This window comes from Pseudomonas sp. S3_A09, assembly GCF_054668065.1.
Map to the genome: position 1 here is coordinate 554932 of NZ_CP162752.1, position 20565 is coordinate 575496.

Here is a 20565-nt window from a genome sequence, read left to right on the forward strand (position 1 = left end):
CGGTGAGGACGGGGCGAATCTTAATGGCGCTTTGGAAGTGTGTCAAATTTATTTTCAACAATTTCCAAAATTTTTTGCCGGGATAACAATCACTTACCGGTGAAACCCCGGAAAACCGGGGTTTCGCCGTTTCAACCGCATACTCAGCCGATAGCGCCCAGCAGCTTTTCCCACTCTTTGTTTTCTTTCTTCGACACACCACCAAGCAAATCAAGGGCTTGGCGCAGACGGAAACGGGTCAGGTCCGGGCCGAGGATTTCCATCGCATCGAGCACCGACACCGAACTGGCCTGGCCGGTGATCGCGGCAAACATCAGCGGCATGGCATCGCGCAGCTTCAATTCCAGAGACTCCACCACCGCCTGGATCGTCGCGGTGATCGCATCCTTCTCCCACTGGCGCAGGCTTTCCAGCTTCCACAGGATCAATTGCATCAACTGACGAACCTGATCGCCCGAGAGTTTCTTGGACTCGAACAGCTTGGGATCCGGACTAACGCCCCCGGCAAAGAAGAAGCTGGCCAACGGTGCGACCTGGCTGAACGTCTCCACCCTGCCCTGCACCAGTGGCGCAATCTTCATCATGTACTCAGGGTTCAGCGCCCACTGCTGCACGCGGCTGGCGAATTCATCCACCGGCAGGTCACGCAGCCATTGGCCGTTGAGCCACGACAACTTCTCGATGTCGAAGATCGGCCCACCCAAGGACACTCGGGACAGGTCGAAGTTGTCGACCATTTCCTGCAGCGAGAACTTCTCGCGCTCGTCCGGCATCGACCAGCCCATGCGGCCCAGGTAGTTGAGCATCGCTTCCGGCATGAAGCCCATGCGCTCGTAGAAAGTCACCGAGGTCGGGTTCTTGCGCTTGGACAGCTTGCTCTTGTCCGGGTTACGCAGCAGCGGCATGTAGCACAGCTGCGGTTGTTCCCAGCCGAAGTACTCGTAGAGCAGGATCAGTTTCGGCGCCGACGGCAGCCACTCTTCACCGCGCAGCACGTGGGTGATGCCCATCAGATGGTCGTCGACCACGTTGGCCAAAAAGTACGTCGGCAGGCCGTCGGTCTTCATCAGCACCTGCATATCCATGCGGTCCCACGGGATCTCGACGTCACCGCGCAGCATGTCCGGCACCACGCACACGCCTTCGCTTGGCACTTTCATGCGGATCACATGGGGCTCGCCAGCGGCCAGGCGACGGGCCACTTCTTCCTTCGACAGCAGCAACGCGCGGCCATCGTAGCGCGGGGTTTCGCCACGGGCCTGTTGCTCGGCGCGCATCTGGTCGAGTTCTTCGGCGGTGCAGAAACACGGGAAGGCATGGCCCATGTCGACCAATTGCTGGGTGTACTGCTTGTAGATGTCGCTGCGCTCGCTCTGGCGATACGGGCCGTGCGGGCCGCCGACGTCCGGGCCTTCGGCCCAGGTAATGCCCAACCAGCGCAGGGCATCGAAAATCTGCTGTTCCGACTCGCGGGTGGAACGCAGTTGATCGGTGTCTTCGATCCGCAGGATGAATTCACCGCCGTGCTGCTTGGCAAAGCAGTAGTTGAACAAGGCGATGTAAGCAGTGCCAACGTGGGGATCCCCAGTAGGCGATGGCGCGATGCGCGTGCGGACGGTGGTCATGGCAGGTCTCGAATGGGCGATAAAACTGAAAATTGAAACAAGGGGGGAATGGTAACAGCCTGGGGCGGTTGGGCTCCAGCCTGGGTGAATCCGGGAGACCGAGGCGCGGCCATCGCAGGCAAGCCAGCTCCCACATTTTGACTTGTGAATACAGTCAAATGTGGGAGCTGGCTTGCCTGCGATGAGGCCAGTCCTGTCAGCGCAGATCAAACAGCCAAAAGACGCTCGCGCAACTTGCCGATCTCATCGCGCGTCTGCGCCGCCGCCTCAAACTCCAGATCACGCGCCAACTGGTACATCTTCTCTTCCAACTGACGGATCCGCTTGGTGATCTCACTCGGCGAGCGCAATTCGTTCTCGTACTTGGCGCTTTCCTCGGCAGCCTTGGCCATGCCTTTGCGCTTCTTGCTGCGCGAGCCCGGCACAGTGGCGCCTTCCATGATGTCGGCAACGTCCTTGAACACGCCTTTCGGGGTGATGCCATTTTCCAGGTTGAAGGCGATCTGCTTGTCGCGACGCCGCTGGGTCTCGCCAATCGCCCGCTCCATGGAACCGGTGATGCGGTCCGCGTAGAGAATCGCCCGACCGTTGAGGTTACGCGCCGCTCGGCCGATGGTCTGGATCAGCGAGCGTTCAGAGCGCAGGAAGCCCTCCTTGTCCGCATCGAGGATCGCCACCAACGACACTTCCGGCATGTCCAGGCCTTCGCGCAGCAGGTTGATGCCTACCAGCACATCAAACGTGCCCAGGCGCAAGTCGCGAATGATCTCTACACGCTCCACGGTGTCGATGTCCGAGTGCAGGTAACGCACGCGCACGCCGTGGTCGGCCAGGTAGTCGGTCAAGTCTTCGGACATGCGCTTGGTCAGCGTGGTAACCAACACCCGCTCTTCCAGGGCCACGCGCTTGGTGATTTCCGAGAGTAAATCGTCGACCTGAGTCAGTGCAGGGCGGATTTCGATTTCCGGGTCGACCAGGCCTGTCGGCCGTACCAACTGCTCGATCACGCGGCCGGCGTGCTCGGCCTCATAGTTACCCGGCGTGGCGGACACAAAGATGGTCTGCGGGCTGATGGCTTCCCACTCGTCAAAACGCATCGGCCGGTTATCCAGTGCCGACGGCAGGCGGAAACCGTACTCCACCAGCGTTTCTTTGCGGGAACGGTCGCCCTTATACATCGCGCCCACTTGCGGCACGCTGACGTGGGACTCGTCGATTACCAGCAGCGCGTCAGGCGGCAGGTAATCATATAGCGTCGGCGGCGGCGCACCGGATTCGCGGCCCGACAGGTAGCGCGAGTAGTTTTCGATGCCGTTGCAGTAGCCCAGTTCCAGGATCATCTCCAGATCGAAGCGGGTGCGCTGCTCCAAGCGCTGGGCTTCCACCAGCTTGTTGTTGGAACGCAGGTACTCCAGGCGCTCGGCCAACTCGACCTTGATGCCTTCAATGGCGCCCATCAGGGTTTCACGCGGGGTCACGTAGTGGCTTTTCGGGTAGAAGGTGAAGCGCGGCAACTTGCGGATCACCTCGCCTGTCAGCGGGTCGAAGGCCGACAGACTCTCGACTTCATCGTCGAACAGCTCGATGCGGATCGCTTCCAGGTCGGATTCCGCCGGGTAGATGTCGATGACATCGCCGCGCACGCGGAAGGTGGCACGGGCGAAGTCCATGTCATTGCGCGTGTACTGCAGGCTGGTCAGTCGGCGCAGCAGCTCGCGCTGGTCGAGCTTGTCGCCGCGATCGACGTGCAGGACCATCTTCAAATAGGTTTCCGGGCTGCCCAGGCCGTAAATGCACGACACTGTGGTGACGATGATCGCGTCCTTGCGCTCCAGCAAGGCCTTGGTCGCCGACAGCCGCATCTGTTCAATGTGATCGTTGATCGACGCATCCTTCTCGATGAAGGTATCGGAGGACGGCACATAGGCTTCGGGCTGGTAGTAGTCGTAGTAGGAAACGAAATACTCCACCGCATTGTTCGGGAAGAACGCCTTGAACTCGCCATAGAGCTGCGCGGCCAGGGTCTTGTTCGGCGCCAGCACCAGGGTGGGCCGATTGATCTGCGCAATCACGTTGGCAATGCTGAAGGTCTTGCCCGACCCGGTCACCCCGAGCAGCGTCTGGTGGGCCAGGCCGGCTTCAATGCCCTCGACCATCTGGCGAATGGCTTCCGGCTGATCGCCAGCGGGTTCAAAGCGGGTGACGAGTTGGAAATCCGACATAACGTACCTCGTGTGGTCACCCCCAGACTGTAAACCCGTCGAGGACGAAATAGACCGCCACCCGCGAAGACTCAGAGCGGATAGTAGGAAAAAACCATGATAGACATAGAAGTGGTGGCGAATGTCATGGGTTTCAAGGCAATCGTCATACACGCCCTCACCAGTCAATGTTGCAATAAGACTAACGGTCGGCAAATAAACCGAAAAACTTGGCCGAAAAGCCATTTCGGCTGTCGCCCTTGGCGGTGATGGCCTCTATACTAGCTCCCCGTTTGTGCACCGCTCTAGTGCATTCGGCTGGAGCGCGACACGTCCCTCCTATCCCCCATAGAGCTGCCGCAAAAATGAGCCTGTTCTCCGCTGTCGAAATGGCACCACGCGATCCTATCCTGGGCCTCAACGAAGCATTCAACGCCGATACACGAACCACCAAGGTCAACCTTGGCGTGGGCGTTTACTGCAACGAGGAGGGGAAGATTCCACTCTTGCGTGCCGTTGCCGAAGCGGAAGCCATTCGCGTGGCGCAACACGCCGCCCGTGGTTACTTGCCGATCGACGGCATCGCGGCCTACGACAAGGCCGTGCAAACCCTGCTGTTCGGCGCTGAATCGCCACTGCTGAACGCTGACCGCGTCACCACCGTGCAAGCGGTAGGCGGCACTGGCGCCCTGAAGCTGGGTGCAGACTTCCTCAAGCAGTTGCTGCCAGACGCCGTCGTCGCCATCAGCGACCCGAGCTGGGAAAACCACCGCGCGCTGTTCGAAACCGCTGGTTTCCCGGTGCAGAACTACCGCTACTACGACGCCGCCACTCACGACGTGAACCGTGCCGGCCTGCTCGAAGACCTCAACGCCCTGCCGTCCCAGTCCATCGTGGTGCTGCACGCCTGCTGCCACAACCCGACCGGCGTCGACCTGAGCCCGGCCGACTGGCAGAACGTGCTGGACGTGATCAAGGCCAAGAACCTGGTGCCATTCCTCGACATGGCCTACCAGGGCTTTGGCGACGGCATCCACGAAGACGCTGCCGCCGTGCGCCTGTTCGCTGAATCGGGCCTGACCTTCTTTGTGTCCAGCTCGTTCTCCAAGTCGTTCTCGCTTTACGGCGAACGTGTGGGCGCACTGTCCATCGTCGGCGACTCCAAGGAAGAAAGCGCGCGCATCCTGTCCCAGGTCAAACGCGTGATCCGTACCAACTACTCCAACCCGCCAACCCACGGCGCGGCGATCGTTGCAGCGGTGCTGAACAACCCTGAGCTGCGTGCCCAGTGGGAAGCCGAACTGGCCGAAATGCGCCTGCGCATCCGTGGCATGCGCGAGCAGATGGTGGCCGAACTGGCCAAGGCAGCTCCGGGCCACGACTTCAGCTTCGTCGGTCGCCAGCGTGGGATGTTCTCCTACTCTGGCCTGACCGTTGAGCAAGTCACCCGCTTGCGCAGCGAGTTTGGTATCTATGCCCTCGACACCGGCCGTATCTGTGTGGCGGCGTTGAACCAGTCGAACATCGATGCAGTCACAAAGGCGATCGTTCAGGTGCTGTAAACCTGCAGCGGTTGCACCAGAAGGGGAAGCCTATGGCTTCCCCTTTTTCGTATCCAGCCCCTAGACTGAACCTTGACCGCCCCTTCGCTGTGAGAATGCTATGAGAAACGATGACCTGGACCTGCGTGCCGACCGTGACGAACTGGATGACTACGCCCCACGCGCACCGCAACCCAAGCCTCAAAAGAGCCTGGTGCTGCAAGTGGCGCTGGGCGTCTTTCTGGGCGGTCTGGCGCTGTGGCTGGTGCAATTGGGTGCGACCGCACTGATGGCAAAGCTGGCGATGGGCACCCTGCAATTCGGTGGCTAAGCCGCACGGATGGCGCCCTGCTCCTCCAATAACTTCACGAAACTGTTCAAACTCTGCGACACCGTCCCCCGCCGCCAGATCAGCCAGGTGTGCAGGATCCGGAAGTTGTCCGTCAGCGGCCAAACACTCACCGCCGCCGACCCCGGCATGCTGTCGAGCATGCTGCGCGGCATCAGCGCGAGGCCCGCGCCGGCGCTGACGCAAGCGAGCATGCCGTGGTAGGACTCGATCTCGAAGATCTTGCCCGGCACCGCGCCGTCCTGTGAAAACCAGCGCTCCAGGTGATGCCGGTACGAGCAGTTGGAGCGAAAGGTGTAGATGCTCTCCCCGTTCACGTCCTGCCCACGGGTGATCGGCGCGTGATGCAGCGGCGCAATCACCACCATCTCTTCCTCAAACACCGCCACACCTTCCAGGGTCGCGTGCAATAGCGGGCCGTCGACAAACGCTGCCGTCAGCCGCCCCGACAACACGCCTTCGATCATGGTGCCTGAAGGCCCGGTACTCAGGTCCAACTCGACCTTGGTGTGTTTCTGGTTGTACGCCGCCAGCAACGCCGGGATACGCACCGCCGCCGTGCTCTCCAGCGATCCCAGGGCAAACGCACCCTGGGGCTCCTCCCCCGCGACTGTCGCGCGGGCTTCCTGCACCAGGTCGAGGATGCGCCGCGCATAACCGAGGAAATTCCACCCGGCCGGTGACAGGCGCAGGCGGCTTTTCTCGCGGATGAACAACTCCACACCGAGGTCCTGCTCCAGTTGCTTGATGCGCGTGGTCAGGTTCGACGGCACGCGATGAATCAACTGCGCGGCGGCGCTGATGCTGCCTTGCTCGGCAACGGCCTTGAAGATTTCCAGTTGCACCAGGTCCAAATCATTCTCCAATCGTGAATGTATTGCTTAATATTATTCAGTTTCCAGAAAAGATATAGCCCCGTACGCTGAACTCAACCTAATTCACTCAGCAGGACGGTGCCATGAACGCGACTACCCACGCCCTCTCGATCAACCCGGCCAACGGCGAAACGGTCGGCAGCTATCCGTATGAAACCGCGCAGCAACTGGACGCCGCCCTCGACCGCTCAACCCTCGCCTTCCGTGCCTGGCGCCGTCAGCCGGTCAGCCAGCGCGCCGAGTTGCTGCTGAGCCTGGCCAGCGCCCTGCGCGAACAAGCCGAAGACATGGCGCAGATGATCACCCTGGAAATGGGCAAACCCATCGCCCAGGCCCGTGCCGAAATCGAAAAGTGCGCGCAACTCAGCGAGTGGTACGCCGCCCACGGCCCGGCCATGCTCGCCCCGGAACCGACCCTGGTGGACAACGGCAGTGCGCAGATCGAATACCGCCCGCTAGGCCCTATCTTCGCCGTGATGCCGTGGAACTTCCCGGTGTGGCAAGTGCTGCGCGGCGCCGTACCGACGATGCTGGCCGGCAATACCTACGTGCTCAAACACGCGCCAAACGTGATGGGCAGTGCCTATCTGATCCAACGAGCGTTCCAGAAGGCCGGCTTCGCCGAAGGTCTGTTTGAAGTGGTCAACGTGACCAACGACGGCGTGTCCAAGGCCATCGCCGATCCGCGCATCGCCGCCGTCACCCTGACCGGCAGCGTACGTGCAGGCATCGCCATCGGCTCTCAGGCCGGCGCCGCGCTGAAAAAGTGCGTGCTGGAACTGGGCGGGTCCGACCCGTTCATCGTACTCAACGACGCCGACCTCGACGCCGCGGTGCAAGCGGCGCTGATCGGTCGTTTCCAGAACAGCGGCCAAGTCTGCGCCGCCGCCAAGCGCCTGATCATCGAAGAAGGTGTGGTGGAGGCTTTCACCGTCAAATTCCTGGAAGCCAGCCGCGCTCTGGTGATGGGCGACCCGACGTCAGCCGCCACCTACATCGGCCCGATGGCACGCTTCGACCTGCGCGACGAGCTGCACGGCCAGGTCCAGGCGACCTTGGAAGAAGGCGCCACCCTGCTGCTGGGCGGCCACAAAGTGCCCGGCGCCGGCAACTACTACGAACCGACCGTGCTGGCAGACGTCACCGACCAGATGACCTCGTTCAAACAGGAACTGTTCGGCCCAGTCGCCTCGATCATCACCGCCCGTGATGCCGACCATGCGGTGGCCCTGGCGAATGACAGCGAGTTTGGCCTCACGGCCAGCATCTTCACCACCGACTCCGCGAAGGCACGGGACATCGCCAATCAGCTGGAAACCGGCGGCATCTTCATCAACGCCTTCAGCGTCTCCGACCCTCGGGTGGCATTTGGTGGCGTGAAAAAGAGTGGTTTCGGACGCGAGCTATCGCACTTCGGCGTGCGGGAATTCTGCAACGCCCAGACGGTGTGGCTGGATCGCAAGTAAATCAAGCGACATCGGTGGCAAGGGGGCCTGTCGAACCGTCCCGCTAGACCTAAAGCGGCCTCAACAGCGAATATGCCGTCGCACGCACTGCACCAGCCCATCCAGCGCCTGCGACTTCACCGGCGCGAGCACGCAAACGGTGTGCTCGCGCTCGTCGTCCTTTACCGTCACGGTGTAATGCACTTGGCCCGGATTACCGGGGGCAGGCGCATTGCTGGGCGGCAGTTGAAAGAAGTCGCAAGCCTCGACAAGCTGCCGCAGCTCCTGTTGTTCCTGCTCCGGCAGCGTGTCCAGTTCCACCGTCTGTGGCTTGGCCAGGCCCGGAAAAAAACCGGGCCCGCCGTTTTCCTTGATTGAAATTTGCATGGCCGTTCCTCTCGTCAGACAGCAATGCCGACCGCCTTCCAACCGTCCTTGACCGCTTTCTGTTCGTCCTTGTTAGCGCCGTAGAGTCGGCCTGCAATATCGTAAGTAATGCGCGCAAAGCGCAGGAAACCCGAGTTGGGCCGCAGCCGCGCATCACGCAGCGCGTCATACCAGATGCGCCCGGCGCGCTCCCAGGCGAACCCGCCCAGTATGGTCGCCACCTGGTAGAACGCATGGTTGGGAATGCCGGAGTTGATATGCACCCCGCCATTGTCCTCGTAGGTCTGCACAAAATCATCCATGTGCCCGGGCTGGGGGTCCTTGCCCAGCAGTTTGTCGTCAAACGCCGTGCCGGGGGCTTTCATCGAGCGCAGGGCGGTGCCTTTGATCTTTTGGGTGAACAGCCCTTTGCCGATCAACCAATCGGCGTCTTCCGCACGTTGCTTCAACGCATACTGCTTGATCAGCGAACCGAACACGTCCGACAGCGATTCATTCAACGCCCCGGACTGGTTGAAATACATCAGTTTGGCCTCGTCCTCGGTGACGCCGTGGGCCAACTCATGGCCAATCACGTCGAGGGCCACCGTAAAGCGGTTGAACAACTGCCCGTCTCCATCCCCGAACACCATCTGGGTCGAGTTCCAGAACGCATTGTTGTAGTTCTGGCCAAAGTGCACAGTGGCGTCCAGCGCCATCCCGGCATCGTCGATGGAGTTGCGATCGAAGACCTCGTCGAAAAAATCGAAGGTGGCGCCCAAGCCATCATAGGCCTCGTCCACCGCCGCATCACCACTGGCGGGCTGCCCCTCGCCACGCACCAGCGTGCCCGGCAGGCTGTCGGCGCCCTCGGCGCTGTAGATCGAGCGGCGTTTATCGGCCCCCATGGCCAGGGCCATATGCGCCGGTCCCTTGGCAGGCACGGCGACCATCCGTAGCGAGCGGAACGTTGTGTCCTTGGCGCGGGTGCGCAACGCGACCTCCCGTTGCGCTTTGTCCCCGTTGCGCGCGATCTGGTCGAGCATATAGGGCGGGATCAGGCAGAAAATCGGATTACGATTCGGCTGGCGAACACACATTGGCTGGCTCCATTTGGCAGGTAACAACGTCCGGGTCATCGATTCAGGATAGCCTCCAGGGGTTATCGCGTGTCATCAATTGTCATTAACCTATGTTGCAGTCGTGTTTATCCAAGGAGGACTGACCGATGCCCGCACGTAAAGCCAAAATCGACCTTTCATACCGCCCCAGGCTCGCTGACCTGCGCCCATTGATCGCACCGAGCCCCACATTGCTGGAGGCACGAGCCGCGACGCCCCGCGTCACCTCGGCCAACGACTTGAAGGACCGACGCGGCTACGCTGAGGACTTTCTCGGCAGCTTCGGGGTGCCCTGGCCTACGGTTGAAGAGACCTTGGCCGGCGATGTCCAGAAGCGCCTGGACTACACGCACTTCTCGATAACGATGTCACGCTCGAAGCGGCTCGCGCTGTATGTGGGCGTCAACATCGATGGCGGGCAGCATATGGACATCATTCGCAGCAACGACACCTGGGCCTACGACGGACGCCTGCCCATTGATGCGCAGGTGGGCGAAGCACTGTATGCCAGCAACGGCCTGGATCGCGGCCACCTGGTGCGCCGACAAGACCCCAACTGGGGCGACGCGGCGCAAACCGCCAACTTCGACACCTTCCACTTCACCAACTGTTCACCGCAGATGAGCGGGTTCAACCAGAAAACGTGGCTGGAGCTCGAAGACTACATCCTCGACAACACCCAGCGCTGGAAAGCCCGAGCCACCGTGTTCACCGGCCCGGTGTTCGCCGACGAAGACCGGGTGTACCGGGGCGTCCAGATCCCCAAGGCGTTCTGGAAAGTGGTCGCCTACCTCAGCGATGACGGCAAGCCTTCGGCCAGCGCCTACATGATCGACCAGAGCCGCGAGCTGGGCCAGCTCGACCTGGTGTTCGGCCAGCTCAGGACCTACCAGCGCAGCGTAATCCAGATAGAACGCCTCACCGGCCTGCGTTTTGCCAACCTGGCCGACTACGACGGCTTCAGCAACGAAGAACGCGCCACCGGCACGCGGATTGAAGCCCTGATACAGGGGCCTGAAGACATTCGTCTCTGACCGGGCGTGCCTCGGGCTATATCGCCCCGCCCTAATCAACTACCATACCGCGCCGGTTCCCAAACGGGACTAATAGGGAATCCGAAGCGCGGTACACCCTCGCCAATCGGAACTGCCCCCGCAACTGTAGGTGCTGAGCCTGCTCCCTGATGCCACTGGACCTTGTCCGGGAAGGCCGGAGCCTGGCGACGACGCATCAGTCAGGAGACCTGCCGGCCCAAGCTCAATTACCAACCGGCGGGGTGTCCGGGAAGGACATTCTTGCCTGTTTTTCTAGTGCAGCGCTTAAGGGTGTATTTCCGAATGGCACGTACGGTTCATTCGGAGATTGCCCCATGCTGCCACGCGTTACCGCCCTGCTCACCGGCCTGGGCTTCTGTGCCCTCGCCCAAGCCGCGCCCACCCACTACCCGCTGACCGTGGAAAACTGCGGCAGTCGCCTGACCTTCCAGCAAGCCCCCGCCCGCAGCGTGACCATCGGCCAGGCGGCCACCGAGATGCTCTACGCATTGGGCGTGGGCGACAAAGTGGTCGGCACCTCACTGTGGTTCAACAGCGTACTGCCGCAGTACAAGGTGCAGAACGACGGCATCGAGCGGCTAGCCAACAATGAGCCGAGCTTTGAAGCCGTGATCGCCAAGCGCCCGCAGCTGGTGGCCGCCGAGCTGGAGTGGGTGGTCGGGCCCCAGGGCGTGGTCGGCACCCGCGAGCAATTCCATGAACTGAAGATCCCCACTTACCTGCTGCCCTCCGACTGCGAAGGCAAGGACAACCTGGTAGGCGCCGACGGCACACGGCTGGAGCCGTTCCGAATCGAGACGATCTATAAAAGCATCAGCCAACTCGCCGAGATCTTCGACGTACAGGCGCGCGGCCAACAGTTGAACGACGACCTCAAGGTACGCTTGGCCAAATCTGTTGCCACCGTGCAAAGCAAAGGCCTCAAGCAAGCCAGTGCCTTGGTGTGGTTCTCCAGTTCCGAGATGGCCAGCGATCCTTACGTGGCCGGCCACAAGGGCATTCCAGAGTTCATGCTGGAAACCCTCGGTCTGCACAACGTGGTGCAATCCGATGAAGAATGGCCCGCCGTCGGCTGGGAAACCCTCGCCAAGGCCAACCCGACCTTTCTGGTGATCGCACGCATGGACCGCCGCCGCTACCCCGCCGACGACCATGAAAAGAAACTGGCCTTCCTGCGCAGCGATCCCGTGACTCGCAACATGGACGCGGTGAAAAACAACCGCATCATCATCCTCGATGCCCTGGCGCTGCAGGCCAGCATCCGCACGTTCGACGGGCTTGAGCAACTGGCCACGGCCATCGACGGCTACGACCTGCCCAAATGACGCGCACCCTACTCGCCCTGGCCCTGCTATTAGCCGCCCTACTCGCGGGGGTGGCGATCGGCGAAACCGCCATCTCGCCGCAAGTCGTGCTCCAGGTGCTCGCCAACAAACTGTGGGCGGCCAGCTACGTGCTTGACCCCATCGACGAAGGCGTGGTGTGGAACTACCGCCTCACCCGCGCCCTGGTCGCCGCTGCGTGTGGCGCCGGGCTGGCGACGTGCGGGGTGATCCTGCAATCGCTGTTGCGCAACCCACTGGCCGATCCCTACCTGCTGGGCATCAGTGCCGGCGCTTCGACTGGCGCGGTGCTGGTGGCGTTGATCGGCGTGGGCGGCGGGTTGATTTCGTTGTCGGCGGGCGCGTTTGTTGGCGCCATGGCGGCGTTTGCGCTGGTGATCCTGCTGGCGCGCGCCAGCGGTTCGGCCAGCGGCACCGGCCAGATCATCCTGGCGGGCATTGCCGGCTCGCAGTTGTTCAATGCGCTCACCGCCTTCCTGATCACCAAATCCGCCAGTTCCGAACAGGCGCGCGGCATCCTGTTCTGGCTGCTCGGCAACCTCAGTGGTGTGCGCTGGCCCTCGGTGTGGTTAGCGGTGCCGGTGGCCGTTGCAGGCTTGGCGGTGTGCCTGTGGCACCGCCGTGCGTTGGATGCGTTTACCTTCGGCAGCGACTCGGCAGCGTCCCTCGGCATTCCGGTGCGCCGGGTGCAATTTGTGCTGGTGGGCTGCGCGGCCCTGGTGACGGCGGTGATGGTGTCGATTGTTGGCTCCATCGGCTTTGTCGGATTGGTAATCCCCCACGCCGTGCGCCTGCTGCTCGGCACCGGGCACTCGCGCTTGCTGCCGGCCAGTGCGTTGGGCGGCGCGTTGTTCTTGATTGCAGCCGATGTACTGTCGCGCACCTTGATCAAAGGCCAGGTGATTCCGGTCGGCGTGGTCACGGCGCTGGTCGGCGCGCCGGTGTTTGCGCTGATCCTCATTGGCCGGAGGAATGCGCGATGACAGTACTGAGCTGCAAAGGGTTGGGCTTCAAGGTGCGTGAAGCGCAGTTGCTGCGCGATATCCATCTGGACGTGCAGCCGGGCGAAACCCTCGGCATCGTCGGGCCGAACGGCTCCGGCAAATCCACCTTGCTCAAGCTGCTCGCCGGGCTGCGCACGCCGGCGTCCGGCGAAGTCTTACTGGGCGGCCAACACCTGGGCAAGCTGTCGCGCCGCGCCATCGCGCAGCAGCTGGCAGTGGTCGAACAGCAGGCCGACACCGACGACGCCATCCGCGTGTTCGACGCGGTGGCGCTGGGCCGCACTCCATGGTTGTCAGCGCTGAGCCCGTGGTCCGGCGAAGACGACGCCATCGTCAATCAGGCCTTGCGTGACGTCGACGCCACCCACTTGAGCCATCGCGCCTGGCGCAGCCTCTCGGGCGGTGAACGCCAACGCGTGCACATCGCCCGTGCGTTGGCGCAGCGGCCGCAGATCCTGTTGCTGGATGAGCCGACCAATCACCTGGATATCCAGCATCAGCTCGGCATTTTGCAGGGCGTGCAAGGGTTGCCCGTCACCACCTTGATTGCCCTGCATGATCTGAATCAAGCGTTGACCTGTGATCGGCTGGCGGTGCTGGATCACGGGCGGTTGGTGGCGCTGGGTAAACCACTGGAGGTCCTGACGCCGCAGCGTTTGCAGGAGACGTTTGGGGTGCAGGCGCACTACCTGACGGACCCGTTCGATGGGGCGCAGATACTGCGCTTGCGCCCGAACTGATCAGGGCATTCAACTGTTGTGTTAGAGGGCGCGCTGCATATGCGTCGTGCGCCACACCGGGTCCGCGTCCACATCCACTACCTCGAACCCCTGTCGAAGCCAAAAATCAATCGCCCCCGGTAAAAACGGATGGGTGTGCAGGTACATCACCGCGACCCGATCCTCTTTAGCTTGCACCTCCAGCGCACGGTACAACTCGCCCGCCAGACCACAGCGGCGAAACGCCGGCAGCACAAACAGGCGCACCACCTCCACGGTCTTGCGGCCCTGGTAATTCAACTGCGGGAAACGCCCGTCATAGGGCAGATAGCCGATGCCAGCGACGATCTGGCCCTCATCGCGAGCAACAAGAAACTGCCCATCGCCCTGCAGGTAGGTCGCCTCGAAATGCGCCAGGTCCGCCGGCACTCCCGTCGCGCTGAGCGTGGGGAAAAGCTCGGCGCGGGCGCGCAGCACGAACCTCATGACCTCAGGGATATCCGCCGCTGTGACTGCCTGAATACTCGGCCTTGGGCTCATGCAACCTCGATCTGCGTAATGCCCATCACCTGTGCCTGCTGCAGAATTTCATCCGGCGTCGCATCCGCAGGCGGCAGGATCAAACCATTTTCCGCATCGCCGAAATGCAACTGCAGCAAGTGCAACGCCGCTTCATGCACCGGCAGTTGGGGTTGCTGGAGTGCGAACACGTGGGTCCGCGGTTCGTCGTTGAACAGGTAGTTGAGGGTGTATTCGCGCATAGGGGAACCCTTGTTATGGAAGATGAACAACCTGACCAACCGATCAACTTTTAAGTTCCAGGCCCATTCACACGATGCCTTATCCACTGGCGACTATAGGCAAGCACACTCGCCCCCATTGCCACCGGAAAATGAATAAAGCCATGCGCCGCCTCCGGCAACAAATGCGCTTCTGCCCCCGGCCACCGTTCAGCGATCAACAGCGTGTCATCCTTCAACGGGTCCAGTTCACCCACAAACATCAACGCCGGGGGCAGGCCTTCAAAGTCGCCATACAACGGTGACAACGGCGGCTGCCGACGCATGTCATCGCTCAACCCCGGCGTGAGCATGCGCAGCGCCTCGACCATGCCCGGCCCGTCCAGCAATAAGGTGTCCGGCCCCGCCGTGCGCACACTGGGTGTGCCGGTCAGGTCATAAACGCCGTAATACAACACCGCGCCGCTCACCCGCTGGAGCAACGCCGGCCATTGCTTCAACGCCAGTAAGGTGGCCGCGGCCAAATGCCCACCGGCCGATTCGCCGACGACGATCACCGGCAGGTCGGCAAATTCCTCGGTGGCGAGCAGCCAACGCGCCGCCGCCAGGCAGTCGTCCATCAGGCCCTCGATCGGCGTGTCGATCGCCAGCCGATAATCCACCGACACCACTGCCACGTCGCAGGCATTGACCAGGCCCAGGTTGAGGTCGTCATCCATCTGCGCGTTGCCGATCACCCAGCCGCCGCCGTGGATATCCAGCACCACGCCTTTGGGCTTGCCCCTTGGGCGCAGGATGCGCACGGGCACTGAGTCGGCGCAGTGGGTTTCAGCCAGAGGGGCTTTCTTGATCTTTTGACTGACTCGCAACAGCGCCTGGATCAAACGCGGCGTGACCCGATTACGGATCTTGAAGCGCGGCAACCAGGCGAGCTTTTGATTGAAGCGGCGCATCTCGACCCGTTCTGTCTCACTGGCGGGCCAGGGTTGATAAGCCATCAGCGATTGTTCCGCAGGATCGAGAAGTTCAGCGCCGCCGCCACGCACAGCCACGCCAGGTACGGGAACAGGATCAAGCCGGTGATCAGGTCCAACTGCACCGCCAACACCACCATCGCCGCGACGGTCAGCCACAGCACCGCCAGAATCACCATCCCGGCCAGGAGGCGATGAGCACCGAAGAACACCGGCGTCCACAAGGTATTCAACGCAATCTGCGCCGCCCACAGCGCCAACACGGTTTGGCTGCCAGGCATCAGGCTCAGGCGATAGCCGGCCCAGGCCAGCAGCAGGTAGATGAGCGTCCACGCCACCGGGAACAGCCAATTGGGCGGGGTGAAGCTGGGTTTGACCAGGGATTCGTACCAGGCACCGGGTTTAAAGAGCATGCCGGTACTGGCAGCGGCGGCGCAGGCGAGCAGGAAAATGAAGAACGTCATGAGCGGTCCTTGGCTGGGCATTTCAAGCTTTGACGTGTTGTATGCAGGTAAAAGTTCACTGCGGATCAACAGGTGGGAACTGGCAATGCCGGGCCACTTTATCGCCTGGCCTGGCGCTTTCGCAGCCTCGCTAAAGCCAGGCAGGCTCCACAATCCTTAACCCAGGCCAGCGCGCCTTATAACTGCGGGCCTTCTGCATAAACAACTCAGGCTCCGGATGCACCGGGTTGATGCGCAGTACCCCCTGCTCCACATCCTCCAGCCCATAGGGCGCGTACACCTCGCCCGTCGCAATCTCCAGGCCGATGCAGGTGCCCGCGACCAGATACCGGTCGATGCCCTGTTTGGCCGTGTGCAACTGCGGATAAGGCCGACCAAACCGCTCGCCGTACCAGAGATGAACCCGTGCCTGATTTTTGACTTCCACATTCACGCCCAGGTCCTGAAACAACACCTCGGCCGCACGGATCACCGCGTCCTCAGCCTCGTAGGACAGGTCCGTATCAAAGTAGAAAACGTCGTAGTCCTTGATGCCCTGGGCAGCAGGCAGGTTCGACTGATGATTCCACACCGCCTGGAACAGGCAGCCCGCCGTGAGAAAGCACTGGTCCACCCCGAGGTCAGGCAGGCGCGCGGTGATTTCGGCGTTGATGGGGTTGGCCATGGCCAGGTTGAGCAAATCGTCGACAGTCAATGTCATGGGCATTCCTTTCTATCGGGCCAGCGTCAGGCACCCACTCTAGCGCACCCTCATGACAGGACTAGCACCTAGCCGTTCAATTCAGTTGCCCGGTGACTCGCCGCGTCGTCGTAGGCCACATACAGCGACTCGGCGACCTGGCTTTTGATCGCCTTGGTGGATTCCAGCCCGAGAACAAAACCTTCGGCCTTGCCACCGGCGCGGTTGAGTGCTTCGTGGGTGGCAGCGCCGGTGATGGCGTCGAGGAGTTTGCTGGCGTGCGGGCCTACGCCTTTAGGGAGGGAAATCTGGTCGATGGACATGGGCGATACCTTGCAAGAGAGAGATCGGTAGCGCGTGGAACCACTGCCGGGGAGGCATGGTAGACCGGTTTGCACAGAAAGGGGCTGGTTTTGATGCTGGCACCGGCAACGACGTCTTCAACGGACATGCACCATCATGAGGAGGGCTAAAGGTTCAGTGAAATCAATTCAGTTTCACTCACGTTATAGCCCTGCCTAAAATACACCTTACTTAAAGACAAGTTATAGACCGCTGAATAAGTACCTGAACACTCAATACCTTCAGGTTCTATCGCGACAAAAAGGGTGTGGTATCACAATGAACAAAGAGTTTGCATTTACGGTCAAGAGCATTCGTTTCGACGAACACTACCACCCCGCCGAAAATACGCGCATCACCACCAACTTTGCCAATTTGGCGAGGGGCGCGAGTCGTCAAGAAAACTTGCGCAATACGTTAAGGATGATTGACAACCGTTTCAACGCCTTGGCCCACTGGGATAACCCAAAAGGCGATCGTTATTCTGTCGAACTTGACATCATTTCCGTTGAAATGGACATCGATGATCAACGTAGCGGCCATGCCATTCCGTTGATTGAAATATTGAAAACCCATATTGTCGATCGAAAAACCAACGAGCGCCTGCCAGGCATTGTCGGTAATAACTTCTCCTCTTACGTGCGCGACTATGACTTCAGCGTGCGCTTGCTGGAGCACAACAAGGACCGGCCCCACTTCAGCACACCCGCTGACTTTGGGGAGCTGCACGGAAAGTTATTCAAGAGCTTCGTCAACTCAAGCACTTATAAAGAACACTTTAACAAGCCGCCCGTCATCTGCCTGAGTGTGTCGAGTGCCAAGACCTATCATCGCACTGAAAACCTGCACCCTGTACTGGGCGTCGAATACCTGCAAGATGAATACTCCCTGACGGATGAATACTTCAAGAAGATGGGGCTGAAAGTGCGCTATTTCATGCCTGCCAATAGCGTGGCGCCCTTGGCTTTTTACTTTGCTGGCGATGTGCTCAGCGACTACACCACGCTTGAGCTGATCAGCACCATCAGCACTATGGACACCTTCCAGAAGATTTACCGCCCGGAGATCTACAACGCTAACTCTGCAGCCGGTAAATCTTACCAGCCCAGCCTGCAACACCAAGATTATTCATTAACGCGGATTGTGTATGACCGCGAAGAACGCAGCCGATTGGCCATTGAACAGGGCAAATTTGTTGAGGAAAACTTCATCAAGCCCTACCAGTCGGTGCTGGAGCAGTGGTCTGCCCACGGCGCGCGTTGATTCATTTAAAATGACAAGGTCACCCCGAATGAAAAAGTTATTACCTACTTCAACGGCCGGCAGCTTGCCTAAACCGTCCTGGCTTGCACAACCCGAGACACTTTGGTCGCCCTGGAAACTGCAAGACGAGGCCTTGCTCGAGGGCAAGCAAGATGCGTTGCGCTTGTCCCTGCAAGAACAACAAAACGCCGGCATTGATATCGTCAGTGATGGTGAACAAACGCGCCAACACTTCGTCACCACCTTTATCGAGCACCTCGGCGGCGTTGATTTCGAGAAGCGTGAAACTGTCAGAATCCGTGACCGTTATGAGGCGAGCGTCCCGACGGTGGTGGGTGCTGTCACGCGTCAAAAGCCGGTGTTTGTCGAGGACGCCAAGTTCCTGCGCCACCAAACTCATCAACCGATAAAGTGGGCCCTGCCAGGCCCCATGACGATGATCGATACGCTGTATGACAACCACTATAAAAGTCGCGAAAAACTGGCCTGGGAATTTGCCAAGATCCTCAATGAAGAAGCCCGCGAACTGGAGGCGGCGGGTGTGGACATCATCCAGTTTGACGAGCCGGCCTTTAACGTCTTCTTCGATGAGGTGAATGATTGGGGCGTTGCCACCCTGGAAAGGGCCATCGAGGGCCTTAAATGTGAAACCGCGGTGCACATCTGCTACGGCTACGGCATCAAAGCCAATACCGATTGGAAAAAGACGCTGGGCTCCGAGTGGCGGCAATATGAAGAGGCGTTTCCCAAGCTGCAGCAATCCAGTATCGATATCGTCTCGCTGGAATGCCATAACTCCCATGTGCCCATGGAACTCATCGAACTCATTCGCGGTAAAAAGGTGATGGTCGGTGCCATTGACGTGGCCAACCACGCCATTGAAACACCGGAAGAAGTCGCCAATACCCTGCGCAAAGCCCTGCAGTTCGTGGATGCCGACAAGCTTTACCCGTGCACCAACTGCGGCATGGCCCCCCTGCCCCGCCGCGTGGCACGCGGCAAGCTGAATGCGTTGAGTGCAGGCGCTGAAATCATCCGCCGAGAACTGTCGAACTGATGCCCACCCTGTCACGTCCCCGTGCGGCCATCGAGCCCTTGAGTTTTCGCGAAGCGCTCGGGCACTACGCCTCCGGCATCACGGTGATTACATCGCACATCGATGGCGAGCCGATTGGCTTCACCTGCCAGTCGTTCTACAGCGTGTCGATGAACCCACCGCTGGTGTCATTCAGCGTCATGGCCAGTTCCGCCAGCTACCCCAAAATCCGTCAGGCCGGTCGATTCGCCGTCAATATCCTCTCGGGCGCGCAGGTCAGGATCTCCAACCAGTTCGCGCGGCGCGGCACCGACAAGTGGCACGACGTCGACTGGCAGGCATCGCCGCTGGGCAACCCGATCATCGCCGGCAGCCTGCATTGGCTGGACTGCGACATTCACGCCGAACACGCCGCCGGAGATCACCTGATCGTGATTGGCGAAGTGAAAGCACTGAACCTGCAAGAGGCGGAAGCGACGCAGCCGTTGCTGTATTTCAAAGGGCAATATTGCAACATCGCCGCGCCTGACGTGGTTTGAGCCTCTACCCACGCCGCCGTGACTGCACCTACGGCAACGCCAGCGTCATCGTCAGCGATGAAGAACACCTGGTGAAACGCGTGATGCAATTGACCGCCGGCCAAGGCGTTTATCCTGAATGAGCTGGCGTCGGGCGCGTTGTCGCCGGTGATTGAGAAGAAACAAAGGGAAGCCTTGCCCTCAGCTGTGAATGGGCAGCGCCAACCCAAACACCACAAAGAACCCACCGCAGACTTTATTGAACCGTCGCCCGCTACGCGCCAGCCAAGGTCGAACCCGGTGTGCGGCGCTGGCCACTGTGTATTCAACGACAAACTCGACGACAGCGTAAGTCAGTGCAATGGTGGCCGTCTGCGCGATGAGGCTTCTGTGCGGGTCCAGGAAAGGTGGAATAAACGCGGTAAACAGCAGCAAAGCCTTGGGGTTTGAAATGGCCGAAACCAGTCCCTGACGAAACAGCGACCCACTGCTCAGCGTCGGGGCGCCGGCCGCGTCCAGGCTGACCGGGGCGGATCGCCACAACCCGAAACCCAACCAGATCAGGTACAGTCCACCAGCCACTTTCAAGGCGGTAAACCAGGTGGCGGAGGCCTGGATCAACGCGCCCAGGCCCAGTGCGCACAGCATGAGCACAAAGGCAAAGCCGAGCACGCCTCCGCTGATAGTGAACAGGGTTTTACGGCTGCCATGGATCGCGCCATGGGTCAGCGCCAACAACGCATTGGGGCCAGGCACTACCGCTATGCCACAGCAGGTGAACAGGTAGAGCAACCAGGTCTCGAAGGGCATGATCAGGTCCGGCAACGGTGGATTCAAGCCCGTATCCTGCGAGCGAACGGCTATCATGAAAAGCGCATAATTCACTACACAGCCATTCGATAAAC

Annotated in this window: 23 protein-coding genes and 1 riboswitch; of the genes, 11 read left to right on the forward strand and 12 right to left on the reverse strand. The window is 60.6% G+C overall.

The features are described from left to right. Window positions 1-143: 143 nt before the first annotated feature. Both gltX and uvrB read right to left on the reverse strand, forming a co-directional pair. Window positions 144-1625: a glutamate--tRNA ligase gene (gene gltX / locus AB4N92_RS02705; protein WP_010209049.1), complete on the reverse strand. Its 1482-nt coding sequence runs from the start codon at window positions 1623-1625 to the stop codon at window positions 144-146. Window positions 1626-1831: 206 nt separating this feature from the next. After that, entirely contained in the window at window positions 1832-3847 is a 2016-nt protein-coding gene (gene uvrB / locus AB4N92_RS02710) for an excinuclease ABC subunit UvrB (RefSeq protein ID WP_010209048.1), read from the reverse strand. A gap of 344 nt (window positions 3848-4191) precedes the next feature. Here uvrB and AB4N92_RS02715 point away from each other — a divergent pair, with 344 nt between their 5' ends. Continuing rightward, on the forward strand, window positions 4192-5388 hold the full coding sequence (locus AB4N92_RS02715; RefSeq protein WP_010209047.1) for an amino acid aminotransferase: 1197 nt from the start codon (window positions 4192-4194) through the stop codon (window positions 5386-5388). 100 nt (window positions 5389-5488) lie between these two features. After that, window positions 5489-5698, forward strand: coding sequence for a hypothetical protein (locus tag AB4N92_RS02720; RefSeq protein ID WP_010209046.1), 210 nt, complete (start codon window positions 5489-5491; stop codon window positions 5696-5698). Here AB4N92_RS02720 and ptrR read toward each other — a convergent pair. After that, window positions 5695-6570 (reverse strand): putrescine utilization regulator PtrR, encoded by an 876-nt coding sequence (gene ptrR, locus AB4N92_RS02725; RefSeq protein WP_044287561.1) that lies wholly within the window; start codon window positions 6568-6570, stop codon window positions 5695-5697. The genes AB4N92_RS02720 and ptrR overlap by 4 nt on opposite strands. Before the next feature lie 104 nt (window positions 6571-6674). Between ptrR and AB4N92_RS02730 the strand changes: the two genes are divergently transcribed. After that, a complete protein-coding gene (locus tag AB4N92_RS02730; RefSeq protein ID WP_010209044.1) occupies window positions 6675-8057 on the forward strand; it encodes an aldehyde dehydrogenase family protein in 1383 nt (460 codons plus the stop codon). A gap of 60 nt (window positions 8058-8117) precedes the next feature. Here the strand turns inward: AB4N92_RS02730 and AB4N92_RS02735 are convergent, their stop codons facing one another. Both AB4N92_RS02735 and AB4N92_RS02740 read right to left on the reverse strand, forming a co-directional pair. After that, entirely contained in the window at window positions 8118-8423 is a 306-nt protein-coding gene (locus tag AB4N92_RS02735; RefSeq protein ID WP_010209043.1) for a protealysin inhibitor emfourin, read from the reverse strand. Between the two features lie 14 nt (window positions 8424-8437). After that, entirely contained in the window at window positions 8438-9502 is a 1065-nt protein-coding gene (locus tag AB4N92_RS02740) for a M4 family metallopeptidase (protein WP_010209041.1), read from the reverse strand. Between the two features lie 128 nt (window positions 9503-9630). Here AB4N92_RS02740 and AB4N92_RS02745 point away from each other — a divergent pair, with 128 nt between their 5' ends. From AB4N92_RS02745 to AB4N92_RS02760, 4 genes are all read left to right on the forward strand, one after another. Beyond that, window positions 9631-10557: a DNA/RNA non-specific endonuclease gene (locus tag AB4N92_RS02745; RefSeq protein ID WP_106119574.1), complete on the forward strand. Its 927-nt coding sequence runs from the start codon at window positions 9631-9633 to the stop codon at window positions 10555-10557. Window positions 10558-10593: 36 nt separating this feature from the next. Beyond that, window positions 10594-10788: riboswitch (cobalamin riboswitch) on the forward strand. Between the two features lie 104 nt (window positions 10789-10892). Then, window positions 10893-11903, forward strand: coding sequence for an ABC transporter substrate-binding protein (locus AB4N92_RS02750; protein ID WP_021490741.1), 1011 nt, complete (start codon window positions 10893-10895; stop codon window positions 11901-11903). Beyond that, the gene (locus tag AB4N92_RS02755; protein WP_010209036.1) at window positions 11900-12904 is read left to right on the forward strand and encodes a FecCD family ABC transporter permease; all 1005 of its coding nucleotides are present in this window, start codon (window positions 11900-11902) and stop codon (window positions 12902-12904) included. Before AB4N92_RS02750 ends, AB4N92_RS02755 begins: the two co-directional genes overlap by 4 nt. After that, the gene (locus AB4N92_RS02760; RefSeq protein WP_047540570.1) at window positions 12901-13665 is read left to right on the forward strand and encodes an ABC transporter ATP-binding protein; all 765 of its coding nucleotides are present in this window, start codon (window positions 12901-12903) and stop codon (window positions 13663-13665) included. The genes AB4N92_RS02755 and AB4N92_RS02760 overlap by 4 nt, the downstream gene beginning before the upstream one ends. A gap of 21 nt (window positions 13666-13686) precedes the next feature. On the opposite strand, the gene AB4N92_RS02765 is transcribed toward AB4N92_RS02760, so the two are convergent. The 6 genes from AB4N92_RS02765 to AB4N92_RS02790 all read right to left on the reverse strand — a co-directional run bounded on the left by AB4N92_RS02765 (window position 13687) and on the right by AB4N92_RS02790 (window position 16824). Beyond that, window positions 13687-14184 carry a GNAT family N-acetyltransferase gene (locus AB4N92_RS02765; protein WP_047540567.1) on the reverse strand — a complete coding sequence of 166 codons (498 nt, stop codon included), beginning with the start codon at window positions 14182-14184 and terminating at the stop codon, window positions 13687-13689. Further along, window positions 14181-14405: a hypothetical protein gene (locus AB4N92_RS02770; protein WP_010209031.1), complete on the reverse strand. Its 225-nt coding sequence runs from the start codon at window positions 14403-14405 to the stop codon at window positions 14181-14183. Before AB4N92_RS02770 ends, AB4N92_RS02765 begins: the two co-directional genes overlap by 4 nt. A 50-nt stretch (window positions 14406-14455) precedes the next feature. After that, entirely contained in the window at window positions 14456-15382 is a 927-nt protein-coding gene (locus AB4N92_RS02775) for an alpha/beta hydrolase fold domain-containing protein (RefSeq protein ID WP_021490745.1), read from the reverse strand. Further along, window positions 15382-15822, reverse strand: a complete 441-nt coding sequence (gene tspO, locus AB4N92_RS02780) for a tryptophan-rich sensory protein TspO (protein ID WP_021490746.1) — start codon at window positions 15820-15822, stop codon at window positions 15382-15384. The genes AB4N92_RS02775 and tspO overlap by 1 nt, the downstream gene beginning before the upstream one ends. Before the next feature lie 130 nt (window positions 15823-15952). Beyond that, on the reverse strand, window positions 15953-16522 hold the full coding sequence (locus tag AB4N92_RS02785) for a nucleotidyltransferase family protein (RefSeq protein WP_010209024.1): 570 nt from the start codon (window positions 16520-16522) through the stop codon (window positions 15953-15955). 68 nt (window positions 16523-16590) lie between these two features. Beyond that, window positions 16591-16824, reverse strand: a complete 234-nt coding sequence (locus AB4N92_RS02790; RefSeq protein WP_010209023.1) for a hypothetical protein — start codon at window positions 16822-16824, stop codon at window positions 16591-16593. Between the two features lie 298 nt (window positions 16825-17122). On the opposite strand from AB4N92_RS02790, the gene AB4N92_RS02795 reads away from it, so the two are divergent. The 4 genes from AB4N92_RS02795 to AB4N92_RS02810 are packed head-to-tail and all read left to right on the forward strand — an operon-like array spanning window position 17123 to window position 19803. Continuing rightward, the gene (locus AB4N92_RS02795) at window positions 17123-18106 is read left to right on the forward strand and encodes a DUF1852 domain-containing protein (RefSeq protein ID WP_236298283.1); all 984 of its coding nucleotides are present in this window, start codon (window positions 17123-17125) and stop codon (window positions 18104-18106) included. Between the two features lie 28 nt (window positions 18107-18134). Further along, complete coding sequence (locus AB4N92_RS02800) at window positions 18135-19163, forward strand: methionine synthase (RefSeq protein WP_106119570.1); 1029 nt, start codon at window positions 18135-18137, stop codon at window positions 19161-19163. Then, complete coding sequence (locus AB4N92_RS02805; protein ID WP_010209020.1) at window positions 19163-19681, forward strand: flavin reductase family protein; 519 nt, start codon at window positions 19163-19165, stop codon at window positions 19679-19681. Before AB4N92_RS02800 ends, AB4N92_RS02805 begins: the two co-directional genes overlap by 1 nt. Further along, window positions 19678-19803 carry a hypothetical protein gene (locus AB4N92_RS02810; protein ID WP_010209019.1) on the forward strand — a complete coding sequence of 42 codons (126 nt, stop codon included), beginning with the start codon at window positions 19678-19680 and terminating at the stop codon, window positions 19801-19803. The genes AB4N92_RS02805 and AB4N92_RS02810 overlap by 4 nt, the downstream gene beginning before the upstream one ends. Window positions 19804-19861: 58 nt before the next feature. Here the strand turns inward: AB4N92_RS02810 and AB4N92_RS02815 are convergent, their stop codons facing one another. Further along, on the reverse strand, window positions 19862-20470 hold the full coding sequence (locus tag AB4N92_RS02815; protein WP_029529083.1) for a LysE family translocator: 609 nt from the start codon (window positions 20468-20470) through the stop codon (window positions 19862-19864). Window positions 20471-20565 lie beyond the last annotated feature (95 nt).